The 24,655-nt window shown below is 40.5% G+C and carries 19 protein-coding genes; 16 read left to right on the forward strand and 3 right to left on the reverse strand.

Translation table 11 applies throughout. The annotated features are described in order from the left end of the window. Positions 1-28: 28 nt before the first annotated feature. From FGB90_RS08515 to FGB90_RS08550, 8 genes are all read left to right on the forward strand, one after another. A complete protein-coding gene (locus FGB90_RS08515; RefSeq protein ID WP_138810685.1) occupies positions 29-1,282 on the forward strand; it encodes a TolB-like translocation protein in 1,254 nt (417 codons plus the stop codon). Then, positions 1,279-2,454, forward strand: a complete 1,176-nt coding sequence (locus tag FGB90_RS08520; protein ID WP_138810400.1) for a glycosyltransferase — start codon at positions 1,279-1,281, stop codon at positions 2,452-2,454. The genes FGB90_RS08515 and FGB90_RS08520 overlap by 4 nt, the downstream gene beginning before the upstream one ends. Positions 2,455-2,731: 277 nt before the next feature. Continuing rightward, positions 2,732-3,814: an EpsG family protein gene (locus tag FGB90_RS08525; protein ID WP_138810401.1), complete on the forward strand. Its 1,083-nt coding sequence runs from the start codon at positions 2,732-2,734 to the stop codon at positions 3,812-3,814. Between the two features lie 63 nt (positions 3,815-3,877). After that, positions 3,878-4,816: a glycosyltransferase family 2 protein gene (locus FGB90_RS08530; RefSeq protein ID WP_171051758.1), complete on the forward strand. Its 939-nt coding sequence runs from the start codon at positions 3,878-3,880 to the stop codon at positions 4,814-4,816. A 562-nt stretch (positions 4,817-5,378) separates the two neighbouring features. Further along, entirely contained in the window at positions 5,379-6,674 is a 1,296-nt protein-coding gene (locus FGB90_RS08535; RefSeq protein ID WP_138810403.1) for a lipopolysaccharide biosynthesis protein, read from the forward strand. Positions 6,675-7,291: 617 nt separating this feature from the next. Continuing rightward, positions 7,292-8,326: a phosphotransferase gene (locus FGB90_RS08540; RefSeq protein WP_171051759.1), complete on the forward strand. Its 1,035-nt coding sequence runs from the start codon at positions 7,292-7,294 to the stop codon at positions 8,324-8,326. Positions 8,327-8,553: 227 nt separating this feature from the next. Further along, positions 8,554-9,930 carry a UDP-glucose dehydrogenase family protein gene (locus FGB90_RS08545; RefSeq protein ID WP_138810405.1) on the forward strand — a complete coding sequence of 459 codons (1,377 nt, stop codon included), beginning with the start codon at positions 8,554-8,556 and terminating at the stop codon, positions 9,928-9,930. Beyond that, positions 9,905-10,930 carry an SDR family NAD(P)-dependent oxidoreductase gene (locus FGB90_RS08550; RefSeq protein ID WP_138810406.1) on the forward strand — a complete coding sequence of 342 codons (1,026 nt, stop codon included), beginning with the start codon at positions 9,905-9,907 and terminating at the stop codon, positions 10,928-10,930. The genes FGB90_RS08545 and FGB90_RS08550 overlap by 26 nt, the downstream gene beginning before the upstream one ends. 116 nt (positions 10,931-11,046) lie before the next feature. On the opposite strand, the gene FGB90_RS08555 is transcribed toward FGB90_RS08550, so the two are convergent. Then, complete coding sequence (locus FGB90_RS08555) at positions 11,047-11,883, reverse strand: hypothetical protein (protein ID WP_138810407.1); 837 nt, start codon at positions 11,881-11,883, stop codon at positions 11,047-11,049. Between the two features lie 74 nt (positions 11,884-11,957). Between FGB90_RS08555 and FGB90_RS08560 the strand changes: the two genes are divergently transcribed. Then, a complete protein-coding gene (locus FGB90_RS08560) occupies positions 11,958-13,226 on the forward strand; it encodes a hypothetical protein (RefSeq protein WP_138810408.1) in 1,269 nt (422 codons plus the stop codon). Between the two features lie 762 nt (positions 13,227-13,988). On the opposite strand, the gene FGB90_RS08570 is transcribed toward FGB90_RS08560, so the two are convergent. Continuing rightward, entirely contained in the window at positions 13,989-15,416 is a 1,428-nt protein-coding gene (locus FGB90_RS08570) for a four-carbon acid sugar kinase family protein (protein WP_138810409.1), read from the reverse strand. Continuing rightward, the gene (garR, locus tag FGB90_RS08575; RefSeq protein ID WP_138810410.1) at positions 15,413-16,300 is read right to left on the reverse strand and encodes a 2-hydroxy-3-oxopropionate reductase; all 888 of its coding nucleotides are present in this window, start codon (positions 16,298-16,300) and stop codon (positions 15,413-15,415) included. The genes FGB90_RS08570 and garR overlap by 4 nt, the downstream gene beginning before the upstream one ends. Before the next feature lie 167 nt (positions 16,301-16,467). Here garR and FGB90_RS08580 point away from each other — a divergent pair, with 167 nt between their 5' ends. From FGB90_RS08580 to FGB90_RS08610, 7 genes are all read left to right on the forward strand, one after another. Beyond that, the gene (locus FGB90_RS08580; RefSeq protein ID WP_138810411.1) at positions 16,468-17,091 is read left to right on the forward strand and encodes a GntR family transcriptional regulator; all 624 of its coding nucleotides are present in this window, start codon (positions 16,468-16,470) and stop codon (positions 17,089-17,091) included. A 259-nt stretch (positions 17,092-17,350) separates the two neighbouring features. Then, complete coding sequence (locus FGB90_RS08585) at positions 17,351-19,162, forward strand: sigma-54-dependent Fis family transcriptional regulator (RefSeq protein ID WP_138810412.1); 1,812 nt, start codon at positions 17,351-17,353, stop codon at positions 19,160-19,162. A gap of 111 nt (positions 19,163-19,273) precedes the next feature. Further along, positions 19,274-20,542 carry a four-carbon acid sugar kinase family protein gene (locus tag FGB90_RS08590; RefSeq protein ID WP_281280038.1) on the forward strand — a complete coding sequence of 423 codons (1,269 nt, stop codon included), beginning with the start codon at positions 19,274-19,276 and terminating at the stop codon, positions 20,540-20,542. Beyond that, positions 20,539-21,555 (forward strand): TRAP transporter substrate-binding protein, encoded by a 1,017-nt coding sequence (locus FGB90_RS08595; RefSeq protein WP_138810414.1) that lies wholly within the window; start codon positions 20,539-20,541, stop codon positions 21,553-21,555. Before FGB90_RS08590 ends, FGB90_RS08595 begins: the two co-directional genes overlap by 4 nt. Positions 21,556-21,618: 63 nt before the next feature. Continuing rightward, positions 21,619-22,095, forward strand: coding sequence for a TRAP transporter small permease (locus FGB90_RS08600; RefSeq protein ID WP_138810415.1), 477 nt, complete (start codon positions 21,619-21,621; stop codon positions 22,093-22,095). Next, positions 22,092-23,375 (forward strand): TRAP transporter large permease, encoded by a 1,284-nt coding sequence (locus FGB90_RS08605; protein ID WP_306419231.1) that lies wholly within the window; start codon positions 22,092-22,094, stop codon positions 23,373-23,375. The genes FGB90_RS08600 and FGB90_RS08605 overlap by 4 nt, the downstream gene beginning before the upstream one ends. A gap of 14 nt (positions 23,376-23,389) precedes the next feature. Further along, on the forward strand, positions 23,390-24,637 hold the full coding sequence (locus tag FGB90_RS08610; protein ID WP_138810417.1) for a nickel pincer cofactor-dependent isomerase, group 22: 1,248 nt from the start codon (positions 23,390-23,392) through the stop codon (positions 24,635-24,637). Positions 24,638-24,655: the final 18 nt, after the last annotated feature.

The raw sequence follows: 24,655 nt of genomic DNA on the forward strand, positions 1-24,655 counted from the left end.
AAAATTGCAGTCGAGGGTCGTGAATGAAATGAGCATAGAATCAAAAGTGAACTCTTATCTATCGAAATTCCCTTTAGTAAAAAAAGTGGTGAAAAGAGTTTATCAATATAGTATGTACGCGGTATCCAAAAAAGTGAAGTACGAAGGTGATATTCATAGAGTAACTCCTGATGATGAATACGAATACTTCTTTGGATACTATGACAAATCTCCTTGGGATGCTACGGGTCGCTATATGCTATGTTTAAGAGTTAATGATACAACGAAATCCGTAGCTCCATCAGAACCCGCTGATATTATATTAATTGATACAGAAAATCAAAATAAAATTAAGGTAATAGGTCAGACTAATACATGGAATGTACAGCAAGGTTGTATGCTTCAATGGTTAGCACCTGATCATAAAAATTGCATTATTTATAATGATTTTAGAAATAATGAATTTTGTTCTATTATCTATGATTTAAACTCAAAGAAAGAGGCCATCATTCCGAAACCAGTATACAGTGTTAGCCAAGATGGAAAAACGGCTGTCACATTAGATTTTGCGAGGCTCCATAGGATGAGGCCTGGGTATGGTTATTCAAACAAAACTGATTCAACCAATGGAAATATGTGCCCGGATGCTACATGTATTTGGAGTATTGATTTAATTAATGGAAAGATTAAATCAATTCTAAAGTACACTGATTTTTATCATTTTGAGCATAGAGAAGAAATGAAAAATGCTGAACATAAAGTAAACCATCTTATGCTGAATCCAAGTGGGGACAGATTCATTGTGTTACATAGATGGTATGTAGGAAGTAAAAAATACACTAGATTAGTTTCAGTGAATGTAGATGGAACCGATATGTGTAATCTATTAGATGATGGGATGGTTTCTCACTGTAACTGGAAAAATGATAAAGAGATCATAGCTTATGCATACACAATTGAAAACGGTAATGGATACTATTCGATCGAAGACCAAACTCAAAATATTCATCAGCTTTGGCCTGAATTGAAAAACGATGGGCACCCAAGTTATTCGGCGGATGGAAAAAAAGTAGTTACTGATACGTATCCTGATAGAGCTAGAGTTTGTAAACTTTATTTAATGGATGACAAGAAATCACAAATTATAGCTAAGGTGTTTGCACCTTTTAAATATGATAATGATTTCAGGTGCGATCTTCATCCAAGGTGGAATAGGAGTGGAAGCAAGGTTTGTTTTGATTCAGTTTTTGAGGGTCAAAGAAGTTTATATTTAGTATATACAGACATGAGGGATAAAAAATGAAAAAAGTTGCAGTGTGTGAGTCAGGATATAATATGTTCTACGGTGCTCAACAGTCACTATATAATTTTTTAATTAACAGTAAAAATCCTGATCTTCACCTAAAAGTAGTAACTCCTGGAGAGGGTTTATTTACCGAACAATTGAATGAAGCAAAAATCCTTAGGGATGTTGTAACTTATCCGAAGGCTCTTGATAAAAGTGGAAGCGATATTAAGAGTAAAGGTCTAGTAGGTAAAATTAAATCCATAATATCACTTCCATTATATATTATTAAATATTACAAGTATTTTAAGAGAGAAGACTACAATTTAATTTATTGCAATGATATTCGCTCGATTTTAACGTGCGGTGTTGCTGCAAAAATGTTAGGAATACCAGTTCTTTGGTATGTGAGAATAGATAAAAATTTAGGGATATTTAATCAAATAGCAGCAAATATAGCAGATCAAATTATTGTAATTGCCGACAATGTGAAAGACATTTTTAATACAAAATATATTATAAATTCTTCAAATAAATTTAAAACAATTTATACTGGTATCGATATGGAAATGGTTGATTCCGTCATTAAAGATGATTCAATACGACGAGAATTGAATCTTGATTCTAATATTAAACTAGTAGGTATAGTAGCTTCTGTACAGCCTAGAAAGGGTCAGAGAGACTTAGTTCAGGCAGTTATTGAAATGCAAAAAAACAAAGGGATTAGTAACCACCGCTTTTTAATTATTGGAGACACATTAAATCCTTCGGACAATAAATATCTCGAAGAAATTAAATCAATGATTAAAGATAACAATTTAGAAGATTATTTCTTTTTCCTAGGGTGGAGAAAAAATGTATTGAATATTATGAAGCAATTAGATTTGTTGGTGTTACCTTCATATAGTGAAGGCTTACCGAGAACGATACTAGAATCATTAGCATGTGGCTGTCCAGCGGTTGCAACCGATGTAGCAGGTACTGGAGAGATAATAGAAGATGGGGTTAACGGTAAATTAATACCTCCAGGAAACATTACTAAATTATCAAATGCATTAGAGTATATGCTTGTAGATGAAAACAGGTTAAAAGAAATGGGGAATCAAGGTATAAAAACAATTAAGAACAAATTCTTGATGGAAAAATATATACACAACCTAGAAGAAGTGATGATTAATAAAGCTAAATAAAACTAAATAAAGCATAAGAAGAAGTCTTTATTATTTTTAATACCTGTTTTAGGGAAAGGCGGAGCGAAGAGAGTAGGGTATTGATGCCAAACATAAAGGTGCTGTCGTCCGAAATAATAAATATCATTTACTTAAGAGTATAAGACAATTAAAAATTGAAATGTATATCAAAAAGGTATACAAACGTAGAGATTTTAAAGATTTCGAAATGAACTTACTTCAAGAAAAATTAAGGTTTTGTAACGTCCAGTATTAATTTAATTAAAGTGGTGTAGATATGATTCCTTACTTAATTTTAATTGCCCCATTGTTTTTATTTGCATTTATGGATTTAACTAAAGATTTTCATAATCGAAATATCCAAATGTTACTTTTTTTTTATTACTTGATTTTTCTCTCGCTATTTGCTGGTCTAAGATATAATACTGGATTTGATTACAGCTCGTATGAACGAATTTTTTTTAGCATAAATAACAGAAGTTACTTTGGTGAAAGTATCGAACCTGGATATATTGTGTTGAATCAAATCATATTGTTGTTAACCGGTAATTATCATGTCCTACTTACAATAGTGACTATTATCACAATTGTTTGTATTAGTAGATTTATTTGGATCTATTCACCCTACAAAATATATTCACTTTATTTGTACGTAGCCATTTATTTTATAGGCGGAGTTACAGGGCAAATGCGACAAGCTGTTGCTGTTTCTATCTTAACAATGGCTTTTCAGCATGTGGAAAAACGAGAATTTGGGAAATTTCTTTTTTGGGTTTTAATAGCCAGTCTCTTTCATTCTACATCGTTTATATTTATAATTATTTATTTCATATATCCTTTAAATATTAATAAAGTAAAGATGATTGCTATTACAACGCTATCAATTATTTTAGGTTATATTGATGTGATAAGATTTATTCTTCCTTTATTAGAGTCGTTTGATACTTTATTTCTAGTGGAGGATTTTATAAGATACAGCGAGAGTAGACATGTTGGAACATCCTTATTTCTTAATGCGGGATATTTGGAGAGAATATTTTTTATTGTATTAATATTTATTTTTATAGATAAGATTCTATTAAAGTACCAAAGTTCTAAAGTGTTTATTTGGTCATATATGATAAATTCCGGGATTTATTTTTTCTTTACTGAGTATCAAATTTTCGCCAGAAGGTTGTCGTTACCGTTTAAGATTGTAGAAATTATTTTGATCGCCATGATGATCAGTGTCATTAAAAATAAGTACTTAAAAATTCTAGTGTTTTTTGTTTTTAGTATTATTTACCTCTCTAATTTGATAGCAACCATTCAGAACCCTTCAGGTCATTATATCCCTTACGAATTCTTATTCAATAATTGAGGGTAATAATAGCAAAAATAATAATAGATCAAAGTTTTTGAAATGTTCTTAGGGGGCATCACTGTGGAAAAAAAACCTTTAGTTTCAGTCATCGTTCCATGTTTCAATAGTGAAAGGTGGATACATGAGACATTGGGAAGTATTTTTGATCAATCATATCCAAACATTGAAGTAATTGTAGTAGACGATGGCTCTACAGATAACACGAAAAGTATTGTTGAAAACTATACAAATAAAGTCATGTATTATTACCAAAAAAATAAGGGCCCATCTGCCGCAAGAAACCTTGGACTAAAAAAAGCTAACGGTGAATATATTGCTTTTTTAGATTCTGATGATCTATGGGAAAAGGAAAAACTCTCTGAACAAATTCAATTTTTAGAAAAAAATAGAGATGTTCATTTGGTTTTTTCAAATGTTACGGTGATGAATGAGGAAGGTGTATGTTTATATATTCATTCAAATAAAGTGCCAATTGATAGAGAACAATTAGTAAAAAAGTTATTTTTGGGACAAATAACTATGAATACCCCAACAATAACTGCAAGAAAGGAATCGGTTATTAGTGTAGGGGGATTTGATGAGAAATTACCATTGAGAGAAGATCACTTTTTTTTGATGTTAATGGCTCATGAGTTTAAAGTATTTCATTTTACAAAACCTCTAGTGAAAAGAAGAGTAAATGAAAAAAGTATGAGTAATACAGTTAATGCTGATAATATTTTTGATTTAAATGAACCGTTTATCTTGAAGAGTTTTGATAAATTTCCTTATTTGGCTAAATACAGACGTAATGTTTATTCGAGGCTTTGTATGGGGACTGGTAAAGGCTATTGGAAGACAGAAAACCGTAAAAAAAGTCTAAAGTATATGGTTAGATCATTATATTATGATCCAATTCAGGTAAGGAATTATATATTTGTCTTATTTGTGCTTTCTGGACTGAGTTATTCGAAATTAGAGACTATTAAGCGTTCAGTTAGAACGAAAATCAAAAGCTAGTATTCCTCTTTTCACAATAAGGGTTTACAGAGGCACTCCTTTTAACAAATTAGACAAGAAGTAATTAAAGTTCGGATAGCTCATCTAACTACTGTAAATGAAAATGAGCCACGTAGCGAAGTTTTGACCCAACAATTGCTGATCACAAAAACCAGGCTTTAAAGTATTCATATATGAGTTTTAGTCTAAGTCACAGCGAAGCTGCATGTCATGGACATTAACTCTCGTTGCTTTGTAGATGCTGGAAGGGATAAGGGCACTCTAGCAGATACTTAGAATCGATTTCCGCGCTACTATTTAATGGAAATCTCGATTTTATCTCATCATCAAACATTCCAATACACACAATAAATGTAAAGTTAATGATGACGGATGAGGGAGTTTCAATTTTAATTATGGTCACCTAATTTAATATGATCCTTGTCATGGCTTGCCTTCCGCAAAAAAAGTAGCTCTGAAGAGCGCAAACGGTGGCTCATTTTTTCTGCGATACTCATCATAACTACAAAGATATGAATTACTGATGTTAAGTGAGATATGAATGTTAAGGAGTATTAAAGAAATGAAAAGTAAAATCAAAAAAATTTCTAAAAAGCCGTTTGTTCGAAATGTAATAGTCATGGCTACTGGGACAGTTGCTGCTCAATTTGTTAATTTGTTTTTACAGCCAATTATTACTCGTATGTATGGACCTGAAGCGTATGGCTTAATGGGAGTATTTATAGCAATAGTGGCGTTGGTTGGCCCAATAGCAGCGCTAACTTATCCTATCGCTATTGTATTACCAAAAAGTGATATTGTAGCTAAGGGGTTAATTCGACTTTCCTTGTATATAACTACGGTAATTGCGTTAGTTGTGGGGCTTATCTTGCTCTTTTTTAATCATTTGATTGTAAATCTTTTTCAATTAAATAATATTGCACCCTTTTTGTATTTAGTTCCTCTAGTTATACTGTTTGCAGGCTTCCTACAAGTTACAGAACAATGGCTTATACGTACAAAACAATTTAGGATTACGGCTAAAGTTAAGTTTTACCATGCAATATTAGTTAATGGAAGTAAAGTTGGGATTGGTCTATTGCATCCAGTTGCCACAGTACTGATAATCATAACAGCTATCGGTAGTGGAGTTAAAGCTTTAATGATGATAGCATATGTAAAAAAGGCAAATTATCCAACTAGAAATGAGACAGATGATAATCAGATTTCAATAGCTGAGTTATTTAAGAAACATAGAGACTTCCCGTTGTTTAGAGCTCCCCAAGTTCTACTAAATGAAGCATCTCAAAGCCTTCCAATATTAATGTTAACCCTTTTTTTTGGACCTGCTTCTGCGGGTTTTTACACAATTTGCAGGTCAGTTATAAGTGTACCTTCAGCTTTGATTGGTAAATCAGTAGGGGATGTATTTTACCCGCGTATAGCCGAAGCATCAAAAAATAAAGAGAACCTTACACTTTTAATCAAAAAGGCGACTATTGGCCTTGGAATGTTAGGAATTATACCATATGGAGTCATTATTTTATTTGGTCCTTGGTTATTCAGTTTTGTATTTGGTTCAGACTGGGGGATGGCAGGAGAATATGCAAGGTGGCTTGCTTTAGCTGGATTCTTCTCCTTTTTAAATAAACCGGGTATTAGAGCATTACCTGTTTTAAATGCGCAAGCTTTTCATTTGATATACACTGTTTTTGTTTTAATAATAAGAACAATAGCTATAGTAGTTGGATATTATTTCTTTTCAAGTGATTTAGTAGCTGTTGCTTTATTCGGATTGTCAGGAGCGGTTTTTAATACATTACTAATGTTGATAGTAATAAGTATTAGTAAAAGAAATGATAAGTTAAATCAGCGGTAAATAAGTATTTCCATCGAGTAGAAACTGAGCTTAGCAGGACAAAAACTGATCCACTTATATCATAACTTCTAAAACATACTTATATTTAAATCAAGAGCTCGTCAACATTAACTGAATGAAGTACGTGTTTGTATTCTCATCGCAGAGAGCCTGAATAGTATTTTTCAGGCTTCTGCTAAAGTATTACAACAAGAAAAGCCTTAGCTGGGACCTCGGAACCTTCAAGAGTCACTAAGTAGTGGGCGTTTAATATAAATCGCAAGCAGATTCGCAGTCTTCCATAGCAGCCCTTATATCATTACTATGCTCTCTTTTTTGGCCTACCATGGCTCAGTTGCATGGCTCTATTCAGTAAAATTAAAATCCACTTTAGTAAATTCCTGAGTTGCTAGGATTTGTAACGAATTGTTAATATAAAGCTATTCTCTTGTTACATCAGGTAATTTTAACAATGAAAATTCAAACATTGATTTTGAACATTATTTGATACAGTAGCATTTTATAATGCAATTCCTACTTATATCGATATAATGTTCGGGAACCCAAGGTACTGTGGACTAATTGAATGCCACAATACTTAAAAATCAATTATGATAAAAGTATTAAGGGTGGTAAATTTGCATAAATATGTAAAAGTTAATAGTAATCTATATATAAATTCAAATATTTCAATGATAAAAGTACTTATTTTATTGTTGTTTCAGTCGAAACCATTTATGGGGAGAAGTGTTCTACAAAAATCTAAAAGGTTAATAAAAGTGTTTTCATTTTTAATTTTTAACAAAATTAAAAATATAAATAACATCAAATTACCTATAAATGGTCATATAGCAATGGTGGTTAGTGGAGAAAATTACAAAATATTTAATCTGAAAGAAAATCATGTTTATACATTATATGCAGGTGATTTTATCTTTTTTTTGAACAGGCAACTTGAAATAAGTAATGCTAATGAAATGTGTCCAAAAGTGATAGAATGGGACGAGGAGAGGAAAATTACTAAAGAGAAACTTTATAACGGCTATCACCCATTAATTAATAAAAATGATAAAATAGAAAATGAATTTGAAGATTTACTTTTAAATTTAGTTTTGAAATCTAATATACAGAAAGCATTTGCACCAAATTATTATAATAGGCGGTACCATGCTATCTTAGAATTAGTAAACGAAAACGCAGACTATATCATAACTGATCTACAAAAAAATAAAATAAAAACTTTCGTATCAAAAATTTATAACACCTTAGATTTAAATAGAGAATTAAATAATATATCAATACCACTCACATTAACACATGGCGATTTAAAAAGTAATAATTTGATTGAACATGAGGGCAACCTTATTTTAATTGATTGGGAATATAGTGAATATCGAACCCCGTCTTTTGATACTTTATACTTTTTATATAACTCGAAAGATGAGATTATAATAAATCAACGAAATACTATGTTAAAAGAGATATTTCTTCGTGGGCAAATTAATGACGAATTATTGTCTTATTTTAACCTCGATGATCAAACTATAATCTATATCTTCTGTTTAGAATATATCCATTTAAGATTATTACAATCTAGACAAAGGACATTTGCTAAAGATATTGATCTGTATGTAATGAAATTTATAGACAACATAACAAAACTCGATATATAAGCTTTTTAAGTTGCTATATGTTTTGGAAATCCTGCTGGAGTAGTCTGTTGATGCAAAGAAAATGGGGGAATTACTTGTCAATGAAAATATTAGTCACTGGTCATCCGAGATTCAAAGGGGACCTTAGCGATCGCGGACTGTCACTATCCGGATTTTGTCGAAGTTGGTAGTTTTAGTCTAATAAAGGTAGATAAAGAATAAATTGAGTTAGAAAGGGGTAGCAGAATATGTTAAGAATTGCTGTCGCAGGAACGGGTTACGTTGGCCTCGTAGCCGGTGCAACGTTTGCAGAAAAAGGCCATAATGTAACATGTGTAGATATTGATGAAGCTAAGGTAGAGTTGATGAAGTCAGGGGTTTCTCCGATCTATGAGGATGGTTTGCAGGAACTGATGCAGAATAACTATGCTGCCGGTAGAATCGATTACACAACAGACTATGCATCCGCCTACAAGAACGCGGATGCTATTTTTATTGGAGTGGGAACGCCTGAGCAGCTGGATGGATCGGCTAATCTTTCCTACATTGCCACCGTGGCAAGACAGATTGCAGAATCTGTAGAGAACGACTGCCTGGTAGTTGTGAAATCAACCGTACCGGTAGGAACAAACGATAAGGTGGAACAGTTTATTGAAGACTTTCTCGTTAATGATGTGAGAGTGGAAGTGGCATCTAATCCTGAGTTTCTCGCCCAGGGTTCTGCTGTGAAGGATACGCTGGAAGCAGAGAGGATTATCATCGGGACGGAGAGCGAATGGGCAGAAGAACTCCTGATGAACATTTACGAACCGTTCAGGCTGCCTATTGTGTCGGTTAACCGCCGATCTGCAGAGATGATTAAGTATGCGTCCAACGATTTCCTTGCTTTGAAAATCTCCTATATGAACGATATTGCCAATCTGTGTGAGCTTGCAGGAGCAGACGTGCAGGACGTGGCTCGCGGAATGAGCTTTGACAGCCGGATCGGGGAGAAGTTTCTGAATGCCGGTATTGGGTACGGAGGATCCTGCTTTCCGAAAGATACTAAGGCGCTTGAATTTCTTGCTCAGCAGAAGGGGTACGATCTTCGTACAGTGAAGTCTGCAATCGACGTGAACAATGATCAGAAAACGATGCTCTACAAGAAAGCGAGCAAGCGGTTGATTACGTTTAACGGGCTGAAGGTAGCTGTCCTTGGTTTAACGTTTAAACCTGGAACCGATGACCTCCGTGAAGCGCCCTCTCTTGAAAATGTACCGCTTCTTCTAGATCAGGGAGCAGACATTTTTGCGTTTGATCCGGTTGGTGCTGAAAACTTTAAGCGGGTATTTCCGGAAGGAGAGAATCGTAAAGGGACGATCACCTATGCTAATTCTGCAGAGGAAGCACTGCGGGACGCACACGTATGTTTCGTCTTTACTGAGTGGGGCGAAGTCAAGGCTCTCGTACCTCAGCAGTACCAGGATCTCATGAGCACACCGCTCGTGTACGACGGTCGTAATATCTATGCCGTTGAAGAAATGGAAGAAGCAGGAGTGGAGTATCATTCCGTCGGCAGACGATCTGCCGCAAGAGTAAGCAAAAAGGAGTCGAAGCAGCGTGAGCTACAAACCGTTAAATCCTGATAAAGTGTACCTCGTGACGGGAGCAGCCGGCTTTATCGGCTACTACCTGTCAAAGAAGCTTCTCGATCAGGGGTGTAAAGTCATTGGCGTGGATAACGTCAATGACTACTACGATGTGAACCTGAAGCATATCCGTCTAGAGAAGCTTGAGCCCTTTGAAAAGTTTACGTTTGTTAAAGGGGATATTGCTGATAAGGATGCAGTAACATCGGTGTTTGAAGAACATAAACCGGACATCGTCGTTAACCTGGCTGCCCAGGCCGGCGTCCGCTACAGCATCGAAAACCCGGATGTGTACATTCAGAGTAACGTAGTCGGGTTCCACAATATCATTGAAGCGTGCCGCACGTACCCGGTGGATCACCTTGTTTACGCTTCTTCCAGTTCTGTTTACGGCGCCAACAAAAAAGTGCCGTTTGAGGAGACGGACTTTGTGGACAACCCGGTTTCCCTTTACGCATCAACGAAGAAATCCAATGAGCTGATGGCCCATACATACAGCCATCTCTATAACATTCCATCCACAGGTCTTCGCTTCTTTACCGTATACGGACCAATGGGACGCCCGGATATGGCGTACTTCGGCTTTACCGAAAAGTACTTTAACGGAGAGTCCATCAAGATCTACAACAACGGTGACTTCGAGAACGATCTGTATCGTGATTTCACGTACATCGACGACATCGTGATTGGAATCGAGCGCCTGCTCTCCAACCCGCCGGAGGAAGAGGTTCCACATAAGGTGTTTAACATCGGGAACAACAGCCCGGAAAAGCTGATGACTTTCATTGGTGCTCTTGAGAAGGCGTTAAGTAATGCCACAGGTAAAGAAGTAGAGTTTAAGAAGGAGTTTGAACCTATTAAGCCAGGAGACGTACCTGCTACCTACGCTTCCACTGACCGTCTCAATGAAGCCGTTGGCTTCAAGCCGCAGACATCTATTCAGGATGGATTGCAGCGGTTTGCGGATTGGTATGTGGGTTACTATAAGATAAAGTAATTACAGGGATAAGGTCGTGATTTACGACCTCCTTCTTTGCATTTAATGAATGAATGTTCATTCATTTTGTGTTTGGAGATTGGGAACCGAAGGTTCCAAAGTTGTCAAAGTCTCAATCAGGCCTCGTGAAGCTGAATTTTCACAAAAGCCCTGTCGTCAAAGGAGACGTTTCCTGATTTGAGCCCTTTTGTGGACCGGTATATTTTAAAGCATAAAGGATCCTCATGGAGGAGGTGTTGCAGGTGTTTCTCGGAATCAGACAGGGAACTGTGAAGAGCAGGGTAACCGTCGCTTGCTAATACAAGGAACGGCTCCTTATGATCTAACTGCATGACGAATACGGCATCATGCTGCTCGAAAAAACCATCCAGAATAAAATGGGCGAACCTTGGAGAGAGCCGGCTGTTTTGCAGACTGATTTTTCTTTTCAGGAGAGGGAGGATGTACGCTCTGCCTGTATCGTTTTCCATTAATTCCTGAATGGTTTTACCTGATTGGATCTCCAATTCCAGAAAGAGTGACCTCGTACGGGCAAGAATCCGATCTGCTTCTGTCTCGGTTTCGTGCAGGTAACTGCTAGTCAGGAATTTACTGTCCCCTAGTGACCAGACCTGGTGATAGTGCCTGCTGTAAATGACAATCGCAGCCGAAAACCGCTCGGCTGGATTGGCGAGCATGCTGTCTGTAATACGGAGAGACTGGTAGCTGTTTAGGATCGTCTGGTTTAAGGTTTCAAATGTCAGTTTGCAGTCTGCATCCCGGGGGAGCCTTCGGACAGCATCCATTAATATATTTCTTGCGTGTCTACCGGTTGTGGTGTTTTGGATGATATTTCTGCTTTTGCTCGTGGCCCCGTCTATTACTGCAGCGAAATCGTCGGTTACAACGATCCCATCTTCGCAGTCATCGGAATTTCCGGTTTTGGAGGTTACGTTCATTTCGATAATTTTCACAGTCTTAAACACCTCCTGGATTTTGGAAAAGAAAATTTGATAAGATAAATGTACTGGGAGGATGGGGGAGAAAAGTGATTAGAAATACGATTGATTATTATAGTTACATTGTAAAGTTGCAGGCAAAGAAGTCAATGATTGTGGCTGTAAATGTACTGATCTTCATTTTTTCGGTCATAGCACTGCTGAACAGCTTTCGGACAGAAGGAATTGACTTTGCCATTCTGGGGATTTTCGTCCTTTCCCTATGTAAGGTTGGATGGGATTTTTATAACTTAGTAGATACTTTCAGGAGTTTTATGAAACTCGGATATGCAGAGGTTCGAAAAGAAGAGGTGAACCTCAGAGATTTAAAAATGAGTACAAAAGACAGGCAGTTGGGGTACGAATACAGGATGGTAAGCGATAGGGAAGCTGTTATGTATTCCAAGCCCTTAAATAAGTACCTTCAGGAAGAGGATCTCACACTGAGGGTCGAACCGCACATGGAAAAGAAAGTGAAACAGTTCCTGGTGGCAAATAAAGAGACGCTGCTTCCTTTTCTGCGTCACGAATACAGGAACTCCCTCTTTCAGGGGAAGTATTTTTTCAATGAGAAGAAGCTCTGCCTTTCCAGTGACCTGAGTACTACCCCAGTTGCAATCTGTCATAAAGGATCGTATTACGATACGTTTCTTACCAACAGGGTCTGTGGAAAGCAGTTAAGATCCAACCAGGATAATACGCTCATTGCAGATGCCCGACCCCTTTTTCCAATGCAAAAGGAGAATGACCAGGATGTGATTCAGGATACGACCAATGCGGTCATGAACAACCAGATTGGGATCTCAACGCTTGGGTTTACTTCAGATCATTATCTTGTCATTTGGACCCAGAACAGAAAGGCAAATTCCAGTAACGGACTGCTCGCCCCTACCGGCAGTGGTTCATGTGATTTTAAGGATCGGCGCGGAGAAGATTTCAAGGCCACCATTACATACGCGATGGAAAGAGAACTTTGGGAGGAGAGCTTTCCATCAAACAAGGTTAAAATGGATCAGGTTCGGTCGGGTTGGAATACGACTGTCCTTGGGTACTTTAAGTGGGTACTGCGGGGGAACCAGCCGCAATTTCTTGGTGTCACCCGGTTATCCCAGAGATACAATGAACTGATGCCACAAAAGAAAGAAGTCTATGAAGGGACGGTGCATGCAATTGAGAATATGCCCGCCCTTCTGGAAGAAGTGGAAAAGCTTCTTTCTCGGCAGGATCTGTCTGTTCCTTTATATATGAATCTGATTTTTCTCAAGCAATATGCGGAGGACAATCCAAATGAACTTGAACGGCTGCTTTGGGGAGAGTAGTAATATGGTATGGTCTGAAGCCACCCGGAGATCGTTCTCTATCTAAAGCGGACAAACTCAATGTTTTTTATTGGACCTACACAACTAAAACCACCTCAGCAAAAATGCTGAGGTGGTTTTAGTCCCTTGCAGATTTAAACCATAGTAAGGTGGCTGAAGAAGGTGGGCACCGCGGAGCAAGAAAAATATTTCGTGAGTACAGCATTCACTTCTTACCACCATTGAAACTTTTGTACCACTCTTTGCGAGTCTATGTACCAACGATTGCGGAACAGCTTACCACGAAAAACCTCCAATATCTCCTGCATTCTCACTCACGGTCATTAGCTTATCCTGGTCGTAAACAATCTCTTACCGTAATCCCGCCGAAGTACTGAAAGGCATTTTCATGGGTTCGCAGTACATCTCTGGTAGTAAATGGGCGACCTGCCTCTCTGCATATTTGTACCGGGAATGTTTTACTTTCTGCTCTCCAAAGTCCACCTGAAGCTGCTTTCCCTTTGGAAGTTCTTCCAAAGCCTCGAAGGACCGAAAGGTCAATGTCTTCGGAAGGCGATATCTTTCCCTATGTGTGCCATCTTCTCTCGCACAGGTTAAGTAGAACTGTGGATATACAGCCAAGGCCGCAGCACTTTGCTGCGGCCTTGGCGTTATGAAAATGTTTTGTGATGGCACTAGCGCACCGGAAGCCATGTCCTGCCCAGCTTTGGGCCTATAGGGAGCTCGTAATTAAATGTTTCAAACGAGTACAATCTCCATGACTTAGCATAGTTCCTTGACAACTTCCCTTAATGTTTCCCGGTCACCAACGTTCCCCGGGAAGATAACATATGGAAGTCCAGGGAATGTACTTTCTTCACCGGTTTTCCAGACAGGTACACCAGGTGCGATCTGACCCGCCACAAGAGCCCTTTTCACTTTCAGACCATTGGTGCCGGTATTACTGGAGGTGATTCCGCCTTTTGCAATTAGGAAAGCAGGCCTGACTGAGAAGTTACGGACTATTCCTGTCAAAGTGTTTGCGATGTCAACAGAAATAGCCAGTTTTTCTTCTGATGAAGCCCCGTCTTCATCAATCAGCTCCCGTGAAGTATAAATGACAGTGGTTATGCCTTGTTGTACTTTTTCTTCTGCTTCTCTTCGCACTTTTTCTGCTTCCTGAAGAAGACCGTCACGTTCAAACACAAGGTGGCAATTAAATTCGATAAAATGAAGATCTTCTTCTTTTTGAAGTTCCTTCAGCTGTTCGGTTGTTTTGTTTACGTGCGACCCCACCATCACGAGCCCGCCCTGATTCTCAGCTTCTGTAATTAGGCTGTCCCTGCTTAGTAATGGCTTGGTAGAGATGTTGGCGATTAATTTGGTAAATGTAGCACCGCTTCGAACCAGAAATTTCTTTTCTTTTTCCAAAGCATGCAGCATGGCAAGAGTAAAGACTTTCACATCTTCTTCGTCCACAGCGTTGACTACCAGCTTGTTAAAATCGCTGACGCTGCATAAAAGGTCGGTGATGTGTTCAACCGGACCCTGACGGAGTTGATCAAGGGAAATATAGGTGACGCTCGATGCTGGAAATTCTCCCTTCGTTTTTTCCTCGATGTATTCCCCTAGATGGCTCGACTGAAAGCCGAACGTTTTATCCTGGGCAAATTCGGTTTCTCCCACAGGAATGAGTTTATTCTCCGACTTCACATAGTGGATATTATTTATGGTGAATCTGCCTCCCTGGGCAAAGTGAGGAATGATAATTTCCCCGTCAACGGGGTAATCTGAAGATTCTTCTATCTTTTCTTTCATTGTCTCTGTTTCAAGGGGGTAGTGGCCCCGAAGAGTGGAATCACTACGGCTGATGAGAAGATACGGCTGATCGTGGTTAAGGGATGATACTTCCACTCTCTCTGCGATTTCTTTATGAACACAGGCTGTTTTCTCAGTAGAAAAGGATCGTGAATTTGTCAATATAAACACGAGCTGCGCCTCGTCCTTAAAGGCACGATCAATCGTTTCGGAAGTCCAGTCCGTATAGACTGGAACACCATGAACTGTTTGCACTCCAGTTGGATCATCATCCAATACCAGAATCTTATGTCGGAAATTCTCGTGTGCTTGTTTCCATTCCAGATCATAACGCCCTTTATCAATTTTTGGAAGAGAGGATAGCAGGCTTACATTTTCGGTTTTTTCGTTCACTTGGAATCGCCTCCCTGTGCCACTTTATTTTCATAATACTGTATCAGACCGCTATGGTCATCTCCGGCCTTTCCCTCGTTGATTAATTCCTCAAACATTGAAAGCACCTGATTTGTGATCGGAAGAGGAGTTTCATACTGGTCCCCTGCAGCCAGGACGTTCCGTAAATCCTTTGCGTTAATGTCGATGCGACCGCCTGGTTTGAAGTTTCTTTCAGCCATAAGGGGGAGCTTTGCGTCCAGAACAGCACTACCCGCTAGACCCCCTCTAATGGCTTCATGTAAGATGTGCAGGTCTATCCCCGCTTTTTTTGCAAGTGTTGCTGCTTCACTCACGGCAGCGATATTAGCGTTTACAATAATCTGATTGGCGAGTTTGGCTGTGGACCCCGCACCGTGTCCTCCTACAAGAGTGATATTATGAGCCATACAGGCGAGGACAGGCTTTACTTTTTCAAACACGTGAGGCTTGCCGCCTGCCATCACAGAAAGCGAACCGTCAATCGCTTTCGGTTCACCTCCGCTTACTGGAGCATCCAGCATATCAGTACCTGTGGGCTCAAGTAGAGAGGATAGTTCAATAGATACGGTTGGATCGATGGAACTCATGTCGACAACAATTTTCCCTTCACTTGCTCCTTCAATAATCCCTTTTTTGCCTGCTACAACTGTTCTAACATGCTCTGAATTTGGGAGCATCGTAAAGATAAGATCGCTTAATTGTGCGACTTCCTTTGGTGACGAAGCAGCGACTGCCCCTTCTTGAACGGCCTTTGTCAGAGCCTGCTGGTTTAAATCCGTTACAGTAACGGAGAAATTATTTGCGAGAAGATTTTTGACCATAGGCTGCCCCATAATTCCCAGACCTATAAATCCGAGTTTCATAAATATACGTGCCTCCTTGTTTTCAATTTAACTATAAAAGAATTGTACATAAAATAATCTGAATTGTATACAAAAGATAAAAGATTGAGTACATTTAATCCCCGTATTATAATGAAGGAGAAAAAAGTGAAAGTGAAAAGGTGGGACGGCTACCAGCAGCCATATATATGGAGAAAATTAAGAGAAGCGCATATCAGCATGCCTATGAGACAATTCGGGACAAAATACTAAACGGAAATTTAACAGGAGGTGAGAAAATTGTAGAAGACCGGCTTGCCACAGAATTGAGGATGAGTCGGACACCAGTCAGGGAAGCGATTCGAAAACTTGAAGAAGAAGGGCTGATAAAATCCAAGAAAGTAATTAATCCAACTTCAGAAGAACTGCGGCAGACGTTTGAGGTGCGTGTTCTCCTCGAGTGCCATGCAGTTCGCTGTGCGGCCCTCTACATGGATGAAAACAGGAAAAAACAGCTGTACGAATGTGTAGTTACTGCATCAACCGGGAGCAGGGATGAAGTGATGGCTGCGAATGAACGTTTTCACACATTGATCGTACATGCAAGCAGCAACCCTGTCCTGGTCTCAATGATTGAGCGGATGAGTTCGGTCATCTATCTCTTTCGAAGAGAAGTCGTTTACTATAATAGACCGAACTTAATTGACGAACACAGGATGATTTATAAGGCGATCAATGAAGGTGATGCAGACCTGGCAGAGAAACTCATGAAGAACCATTTGGAAGCAGACCTGGCATTCAGTCTTCATTCTCCAGGCTTTACTAAAGAGTAAATTCGAATACCCCGGTAAGAGTCCGAATCGTAAATATACTTGTCGCGAGAAAGCAGTACTCTCTTTACAGCAGCAATAAAATGGCAGCCCAAAGTCAGCAAAATGTCCCTGGAAACCTGCTCCAGGAACATTTTGTTGTTTTAAGATGAACAGGTACAGACGAAATCAACTTTTGTAAGCATTTTCATTTTTAATTATGTGTTGTATTATGAAAATTATAATAATATTATTTGTTCAATTATGAAGCAGGGTGGTGTCTATGAAAAAAATATTAGTCGTTGCACCATATAAAGGGTTTGCGGATGTGTTTAGGAAGGTGGGACAACAGTACGGAAAGGAGCTTGAGATTCGGACTGGGAACCTGGGGAAAGGAGTAGAAAAAGCACTTGAGGGTGAAGCGGAAGGCTTTGATATCATTATTAGTCGAGGTGCCACAGCAAAACTGATTCGAAAAAGCTGCACGATCCCGGTAATTAATGTGAAAATAACAGGTTACGATATTCTGAGAACCGTCGCACTGATGAGAGGATATAAAGGAAAAGTCGGCATTATGAGTTATTTTAACGTTATCCAGGGCGCCGATGCTATCGGAAAACTGCTTGATTTTGATCTTACATTCTATCAGATCGATTCTCATAGAGATATCCAGAATCAGCTCGACTGCGCAGGCAGGGACGGCGTGCAGGTGATAATAGGAGATGTAATTTCCACCACGGAAGCTTCAAGACGGGGGATGCACGGCATTCTTATTAACAGCGGGGAGGAGGCATGTATAGAAGCCATTGAAGAGGCTGAAGATGTTCTTTATTACCAGGAGCGTGAAAAAGAAAAGCTGGCTGAAGTGATGCCGTACGTTGACAAACCTGTTTTCATCACTAACTCAAAAGGGACCATTGAATCGGTGACAGGTGCATTTTATGAGCAGCTTAAATACCCCCAAAACACGCTGCTGAAAACCAGCATCCGTTCCATTCATCCACATTTAGATGTAATGGAAACAGTAAAGCTGAAGAAAGCCTCAACAGAAGAAATCCAGATTGAAAACAAGTATTTTGAACTGACTCGCAAGCCGGTTATAACGGGAGAGGAGGTAACAGCGGTGGTTGTGTCACTTCAACCGCTGAAAGATAGTTATGCAGGCAATGAGCAGGTCGAGCAGAAGGGAGAGGGTGACGACCGAGTTTACTTTAATCAGCTTGTCACACACTCGGAACGGATGCTTCATGTAATCGAGCTGGCCAAAAAGATCAGTAAATCCACGCTTCCCGTCCTTCTCCAAGGTGCTCCGGGCACTGGGAAGACGACGATTGCAAAAGCGATTCATCATGAAGCAGGCAAAGAGGACAGCCCTTTTGTCCATCTGCACTGCGAGGCTTTTGACGAGGAAGAAACGTTGGACTTTTTTTCAAAATGGCGTGAGAGGGTCAGGAAAAACGAGAACCCAGGAACATTGTATATCGGTGAGATCGGGAAACTCTCCCGGATAAATCAGCGTAAACTTCTCCGTCTTCTTGAGGAAAGTCGTGACGCGTCGTGGCGGGTTATTTCCAGTCACTATCTGCCACTTCGCGACCTGGTGGATCAAGGGGAATTCAGCAGTGAACTATACAAATGCCTCAACTCTTTTATTATCGAAATCCCTTCTTTGAAGGAGAGGATTGGAGACTTGGAGGACCTTATCCGCTGGTTTATAGTTTCTTCCAACACTGTTCTTGGAAAACAGATTGTGGGGATCAGCGAAGAACTAAAGCAGTATTTATTTAAATATGACTGGCCTGGTAACCTGACACAGTTGAAAACCACTGTACACCAGATGTGCATTCTTAGTCCGGGGCCCTACATTGAAAAGAAGCATGTTCACGATGTGATTAAACAGCTTGACGTAGCAGCACAGGTAAAAGAACCCCAGCCTTCAACTTCGATCGACATTAAAGGCAAAACCCTTGAGGAAATCCAGAGGGAAGTCATCGATAAAGTCATGGAGGAAGAAGCGTTCAATCAATCCAGTGTTGCGAAAAAGCTGGGCATGAACCGCACTACCCTTTGGAGAAAGCTGAAGGAAATGAATTAATAAAGATTTGTTTAAATATGAAACAGTTTTATTATTCTTACTATTGAAAAATTAAACACAACCTCGCTATACTTTAGTTATTCCACCTAAGGTAGTTGGAGGTGAACAAATATTCGCAGCGTTACTGTATTAGCAGACGATTTGACCGGAGCAAATGATACTGCCCTTCAATTTTACAAAAATGGACATGCAACGAAGGTTTCTGTAAGGGCTTGCAGCATAGTGCCTGAAAGTGAAGGTGTCAAGGTGATCAACGCAGAAACCCGGTCGGCATCAAGAATGGAAGCAGCAGAAAAAACCTCCAAATGGACAGGTGAAATTTCAAATCATGACACGATTCTTTATAAAAAGATTGATTCGACGATGAGAGGACATATCGGGGCAGAGGTAGACGCAATCCTCACGTCAGGTGACTACGATTTGGCTGTAATTGCGCCATCTTACCCGGAGAATGGCAGAACGATATCTAAAGGTATTCAGTATGTCAATGGAATACCCCTCCATCAGACACAGTTCGCTGGTGATCCTCGCTTTCCTATCTCAACATCCCGTATAGACAGTCTCTTGGAACAGCAATCACGTTTCCGGGTACGCCACATCAGCTCAGAGACACTGCTTACGAGAAGGCATATACACGAGGAAATCGAATCGGCAGAACGGGAGGGCTTCAGGATTCTTACATTTGACTGTCAGAGTCAAGAGGAACTCGATCATCTAGTGGAGGCGGGTTTGAAAGCGGTTTCCAAAGTAGTCTTTGTCGGGTCGGCAGGACTTGCAAAATCACTGGCATGCAGGATTGAGACCGGACATACGACCTGCTGTTCTCATTTAAAACCTGATGATTTCCAAAAGGCTCTTGGGCTCGTTGGCAGTCTGAATGACACCTCCAGAACTCAGGTTCAATTTGCGAGGGATAACGGGATTCCGGTCATTGAAATTGATCCATCTGATCTTCTTTTAAATACGCCCGCCGATTTGATGAAAAAGCAGGAAAGTGAATACAAAAATTCGTCTTTACACCTTTTCGTTGTAAGCGCTGTCAGTGATCGTCCAGAAGAGTTGAATGCGTTTACACCTGATGAGGTTGGAAGCAGGATAGCGAATCAGCTTGGTAAATTAGGCAGCTTCCTGATGGAAAGTGGACACTATCAACTGGTTTATTTAACAGGCGGAGATATCGCTTTTGAAACGTGTCGATCAGCCAACATTGATTTGCTGACGATTGCAGGTGAACTGGAAGAAGGCATTCCGGTTTGTAAAGTAACTTCAGGACCTTACAAGGGGGTGCATATCATCACCAAAGCTGGAGGATTTGGATCGAAGGAAACAATCTTTCGTGTGAAACAAACACTTATGAATTCAAGGGGGATTTCTAAATGAAAAAGTGGCTTTTAACAGGTGCAGCTGCACTATTGACAGCAGGTTTGGCAGCTTGTGGAGATGAGGATACAGGGGGAGACGGTGAAGCAGGAGGGAACGCTGATGAGACATTTACTCTGAGTATAGGTCATACACTCGCAGAGACTTCCCACTATCAGGAAGCGCTTTATGAATTTAAAGATATGATAGAGGAGCGAAGTGACGGCAGAATTGAAATTGAGATTTTTGCCGACGGAGCCCTTGGCGGAGAGCGTGAAATGATTGAGAGTCTACAAATGGGTGACCAGGAAATGGTTCTCACATCCACCGGACCGATGAGTGGTTTTGCTGAAGAAGTAACTGTCGTCGACCTTCCGTTTCTCTTTAGAGACCACGATCATGCGCATGGGGTACTGGACGGTGAGATTGGACAGGATCTTCTCGACGAGCTTGATCCGCATGGCCTTGTTGGACTGGCGTGGTGGGAAAACGGCTTCCGTCATCTGACAAACAATGATGGACCAGTTCATGGGCCGGAAGATGTGGATGGTCTTTCACTCCGTACAATGGAAAATGACATTCATATGGCAGCTTTCCGTGAAATGGGAGGAGACCCTACTCCGATGTCATTTACCGAGTTATTTACAGCCCTTCAGCAAGGGGTAATTGATGGACAGGAAAATCCCATTCCTGTAATTTACAGTTCCCGTTTCTATGAAGTACAGGATCATCTCAGCCTGACAGGACACGTATACAACCCATCAATTCTGATCGTGTCAGAACAGGTATACGAGTCAATGCCTGAAGACTTGCAGCAGATCCTCAGAGAAACAGCAGAAGAAGGAGCCATTATTGAGCGTGAAATCGTTCAGCGAATGGAGGACGACTTTATTACCGAATTGGAAGAAGAGGGGATGGAAGTTGTTCACGATGTAGACCTTGAAGCCTTTATTGATGCAGTTCAGCCGGTTTACGACGAATATGCAGATGTATTCGGGCAGGACTTGATTGACGCCATCATGGACCACGAGTAATAAAGCAAATGAAGGGTCGGGTCACAAAGCACCCGGCCCTTTTTTAGAAAGGTTGTGACACACTTGGATGCAGTAGTAAGAGGAATAGATGTTATTAATAAAGGTATCAGGTACCTGCTTGGAATCATCCTGGCTGTGATGGCAATTGTTATTGCGTACCAGGTGTTTTCCCGGTTCGCGTTGGGTACGTCCCTTTCCTGGTCGGAGGAATTGACCAGGTACCTCATGATCTGGCTGGTTTTTCTGGGAACAAGCATTGCATTAAGAGAAAAGAGTCTGATCGGTATTAACATACTTGTAGAGCGTTTTCCTTTTTCAATTCAAAAGATTATCACATCGCTCGTGTACATTGCCTCAATCATCTTTTTTCTCTTCATTATCTACAAGGGAATCAACGTTCTGGACAATGTACAGAACCAGCGTTCTCCTGCAATGAGAATCTCAATGATGTGGGCGTATGCAGCCGTTCCGGTTGGAGCATTTTTTATGCTGTTAAATTCTATTGTAGTGCTGTTTGAACTTAATCGCAGGAAGGAGTGACATCGTTGCTGTTAGTTTTAGTAATTGCATTGATTTTATTATTTATAGTTGGGGTTCCGATTGCCTTTGCACTTGGAATTTCGTCAACAATTGCAGTGTGGTACGGCGGCACGATGCCGCTTGAAAGTATTATTACACGAATGTTCAGTTCTCTTGATCTTTTCCCTCTAATGGCTATTCCGTTCTTTATCCTTGCCGGAAGTCTGATGGAAACAGGAGGTATCTCCAGAAGACTGATCAATCTGGCCAGTGCCATGGTCGGGGAAATGAAAGGCGGTCTGGCGGCAGTTGCAGTTGTCACGTCCATGTTTTTTGCTGCTATTTCCGGCTCGAGTCCAGCTACTGTTGCAGCGATTGGCTCAATATTGATTCCAGCTATGGTTGCCAGAGGCTATAATCGGGACTTTGCTGCCTCGGTCCAGGCAGTATCAGGTGGAATAGGAGTCATAATTCCACCAAGTATTCCGCTCATCCTTTACGGTGTAGTGGCCCAGGTTTCAATCGGAAGCCTTTTCATTGCAGGAATTCTGCCGGGAATATTGATGGGGATTTTCCTGCTCGTGACGGTCTACATTATATCGAAAATAAAAGGGTATTCCGGAGGCGTGAAGACAAACTGGAGAGAAAAACTTCTGGCACTTCGTGATGCCACACTGGCTCTGCTAATGCCGGTTATTATTCTGGGAGGTATCTACGGTGGTATTTTTACCCCTACAGAAGCAGCGGGAGTAGCCGTGGTTTACGCCTTTATTATCGGTTTCTTTGTTTATAAGGAAATTACACTGAAAAACCTGATGGGTATTTTTATTCGTTCATCAATTACGACCTCTATTATCATGATAATTATTGCCAATGCAGGAGTTTTTGCCTACATTTTGACCCGGCAGCGGGTACCGCAGATGGTTGCTCAGCACTTTACAGATTTTACGGAAAGTGCAATTGTCTTTTTACTTTTAGTCAATATATTCCTGCTTCTTGTAGGAATGATTTTCGAGACTTCCGCTGCGATTATTATTCTGGCTCCAATACTTGTACCGATCGCTATGGCGATGGGAATTGACCCGGTACATTTTGGGATTATAATGACTGTCAATCTGGCGGTTGGTATGGTGACGCCTCCAGTAGGGGTAAACCTGTTTGTTGCAGCTCAGATTGCCAATACTTCGCTCGAGAGGATCGCGTGGGCAGTGCTGCCGTTCCTGTTCGTGCTCATAATAAATATACTGGTAATCACCTACGTACCGGCTATTTCAACGTACCTGCCGTCACTCCAAAACTAATGGAGGGTTAAACAATGTCATCCTTTTTTAAAGTAGCAAAGATTAAACAGACCTTTGAAGGACCTGAAATTAATGATATTCCTTCCGTGATGAACCGGGAATTCAGTAAAACTGAAATCTCAGGAACAATTGAGCCTGGTGAAAAAATCGCGATCACAGCCGGAAGCAGGGGAATTGCCAATATTGCTCTGATTATTAAAGAACTTGCCGCCAACCTGAAAGAGGCCGGTGCAGAGCCATTTATCGTTCCAGCTATGGGCAGTCACGGTGGAGCGACTGCAGAAGGTCAAGTCAAAGTCCTGAACAGTCTTGGAATTACCGAAGACTACTGCGGGGCTCCAATCCGTTCCTCGATGGAAACGGTGAATATTGGCGAAACGAAGGATGGACTGTCGGTTTATATGGACAAACTCGCTTACGAGGCGGACGGGGTCATCGTGATGGGGCGAATCAAGCCCCATACCGATTTTAAAGCTCCGATTGAAAGCGGAATTTGCAAAATGGCAAGTATTGGACTGGGCAAACACGATCAGGCACTTGCCCTTCATACGCTGGGCATCCGCGGAATCAGGGACGTGATGCCGGAAGCGGCCAGGATTATTTTCGACAGTGGAAAAGTAAAGTTTGGGGTCGGTATTGTTGAGAATGCTTACGATCATACCGCGATTATAGAAGCGATTCCTGTAGAAGAGATTCACGACCGGGAATCGGAGTTGCTTGAAAAGGCGAGGTCTCTTATGCCGTCTCTTCCGGTGGACCAGTGCGATGTACTTTTTGTTGATGAGATCGGAAAAAACTTCAGCGGAACGGGTATGGATACAAACATCATTGGAAGGATTCGGATTCGCGGTGTAGATGAACCGGCAAAGCCGGAGATCAATTACATTGTTGTAGGGGATGTAAGTGCCCCGTCCCACGGTAACACCCTGGGGATTGGACTGGCTGATCTTACAACGGAACGCCTTTTAAATAAAGTCAACTATCAGGCGATGAACGAGAACGTCATTACAAGTACTTTCCTGTCCAGGGCGGCAGTACCCATCGTCCTGAAAAACGATCATGATGCGATTAAAGCAGCCTTACGTGGAAACTGGGGGGTCCCATCCCGGGACACAAGGTTCATCCGAATCCCTAATACGCTGGAGATTTCAACCGTTTATGTTTCCGAATCAATTTACGAAGAAGTGAAGGATCTGCCAACAGTCGAAGTACTGGAGGAGCCCAGGGATCTGATTTTTGATGGAGAAGGAAATCTTGTTTGATTATGTGCAGAAAATAGA

This window comes from Alteribacter natronophilus (assembly GCF_006007885.1).
Taxonomy (GTDB): Bacteria; Bacillota; Bacilli; order Bacillales; family Salisediminibacteriaceae; genus Alteribacter; species Alteribacter natronophilus.

Bases quoted from the DNA above. Each gene is read 5' to 3' on its own strand.
- FGB90_RS08595 (WP_138810414.1), top strand. From the start codon at position 20,539: ATGAAAAAGTGGCTTTTAACAGGTGCAGCTGCACTATTGACAGCAGGT.
- FGB90_RS08535 (WP_138810403.1), top strand. From the start codon at position 5,379: ATGAAAAGTAAAATCAAAAAAATTTCTAAAAAGCCGTTTGTTCGAAAT.
- FGB90_RS08580 (WP_138810411.1), top strand. From the start codon at position 16,468: ATGGAGAAAATTAAGAGAAGCGCATATCAGCATGCCTATGAGACAATT.
- FGB90_RS08585 (WP_138810412.1), top strand. From the start codon at position 17,351: ATGAAAAAAATATTAGTCGTTGCACCATATAAAGGGTTTGCGGATGTG.
- garR (WP_138810410.1), bottom strand. From the start codon at position 16,300: ATGAAACTCGGATTTATAGGTCTGGGAATTATGGGGCAGCCTATGGTC.
- FGB90_RS08610 (WP_138810417.1), top strand. From the start codon at position 23,390: ATGTCATCCTTTTTTAAAGTAGCAAAGATTAAACAGACCTTTGAAGGA.
- FGB90_RS08520 (WP_138810400.1), top strand. From the start codon at position 1,279: ATGAAAAAAGTTGCAGTGTGTGAGTCAGGATATAATATGTTCTACGGT.
- FGB90_RS08525 (WP_138810401.1), top strand. From the start codon at position 2,732: ATGATTCCTTACTTAATTTTAATTGCCCCATTGTTTTTATTTGCATTT.
- FGB90_RS08515 (WP_138810685.1), top strand. From the start codon at position 29: ATGAGCATAGAATCAAAAGTGAACTCTTATCTATCGAAATTCCCTTTA.
- FGB90_RS08545 (WP_138810405.1), top strand. From the start codon at position 8,554: ATGTTAAGAATTGCTGTCGCAGGAACGGGTTACGTTGGCCTCGTAGCC.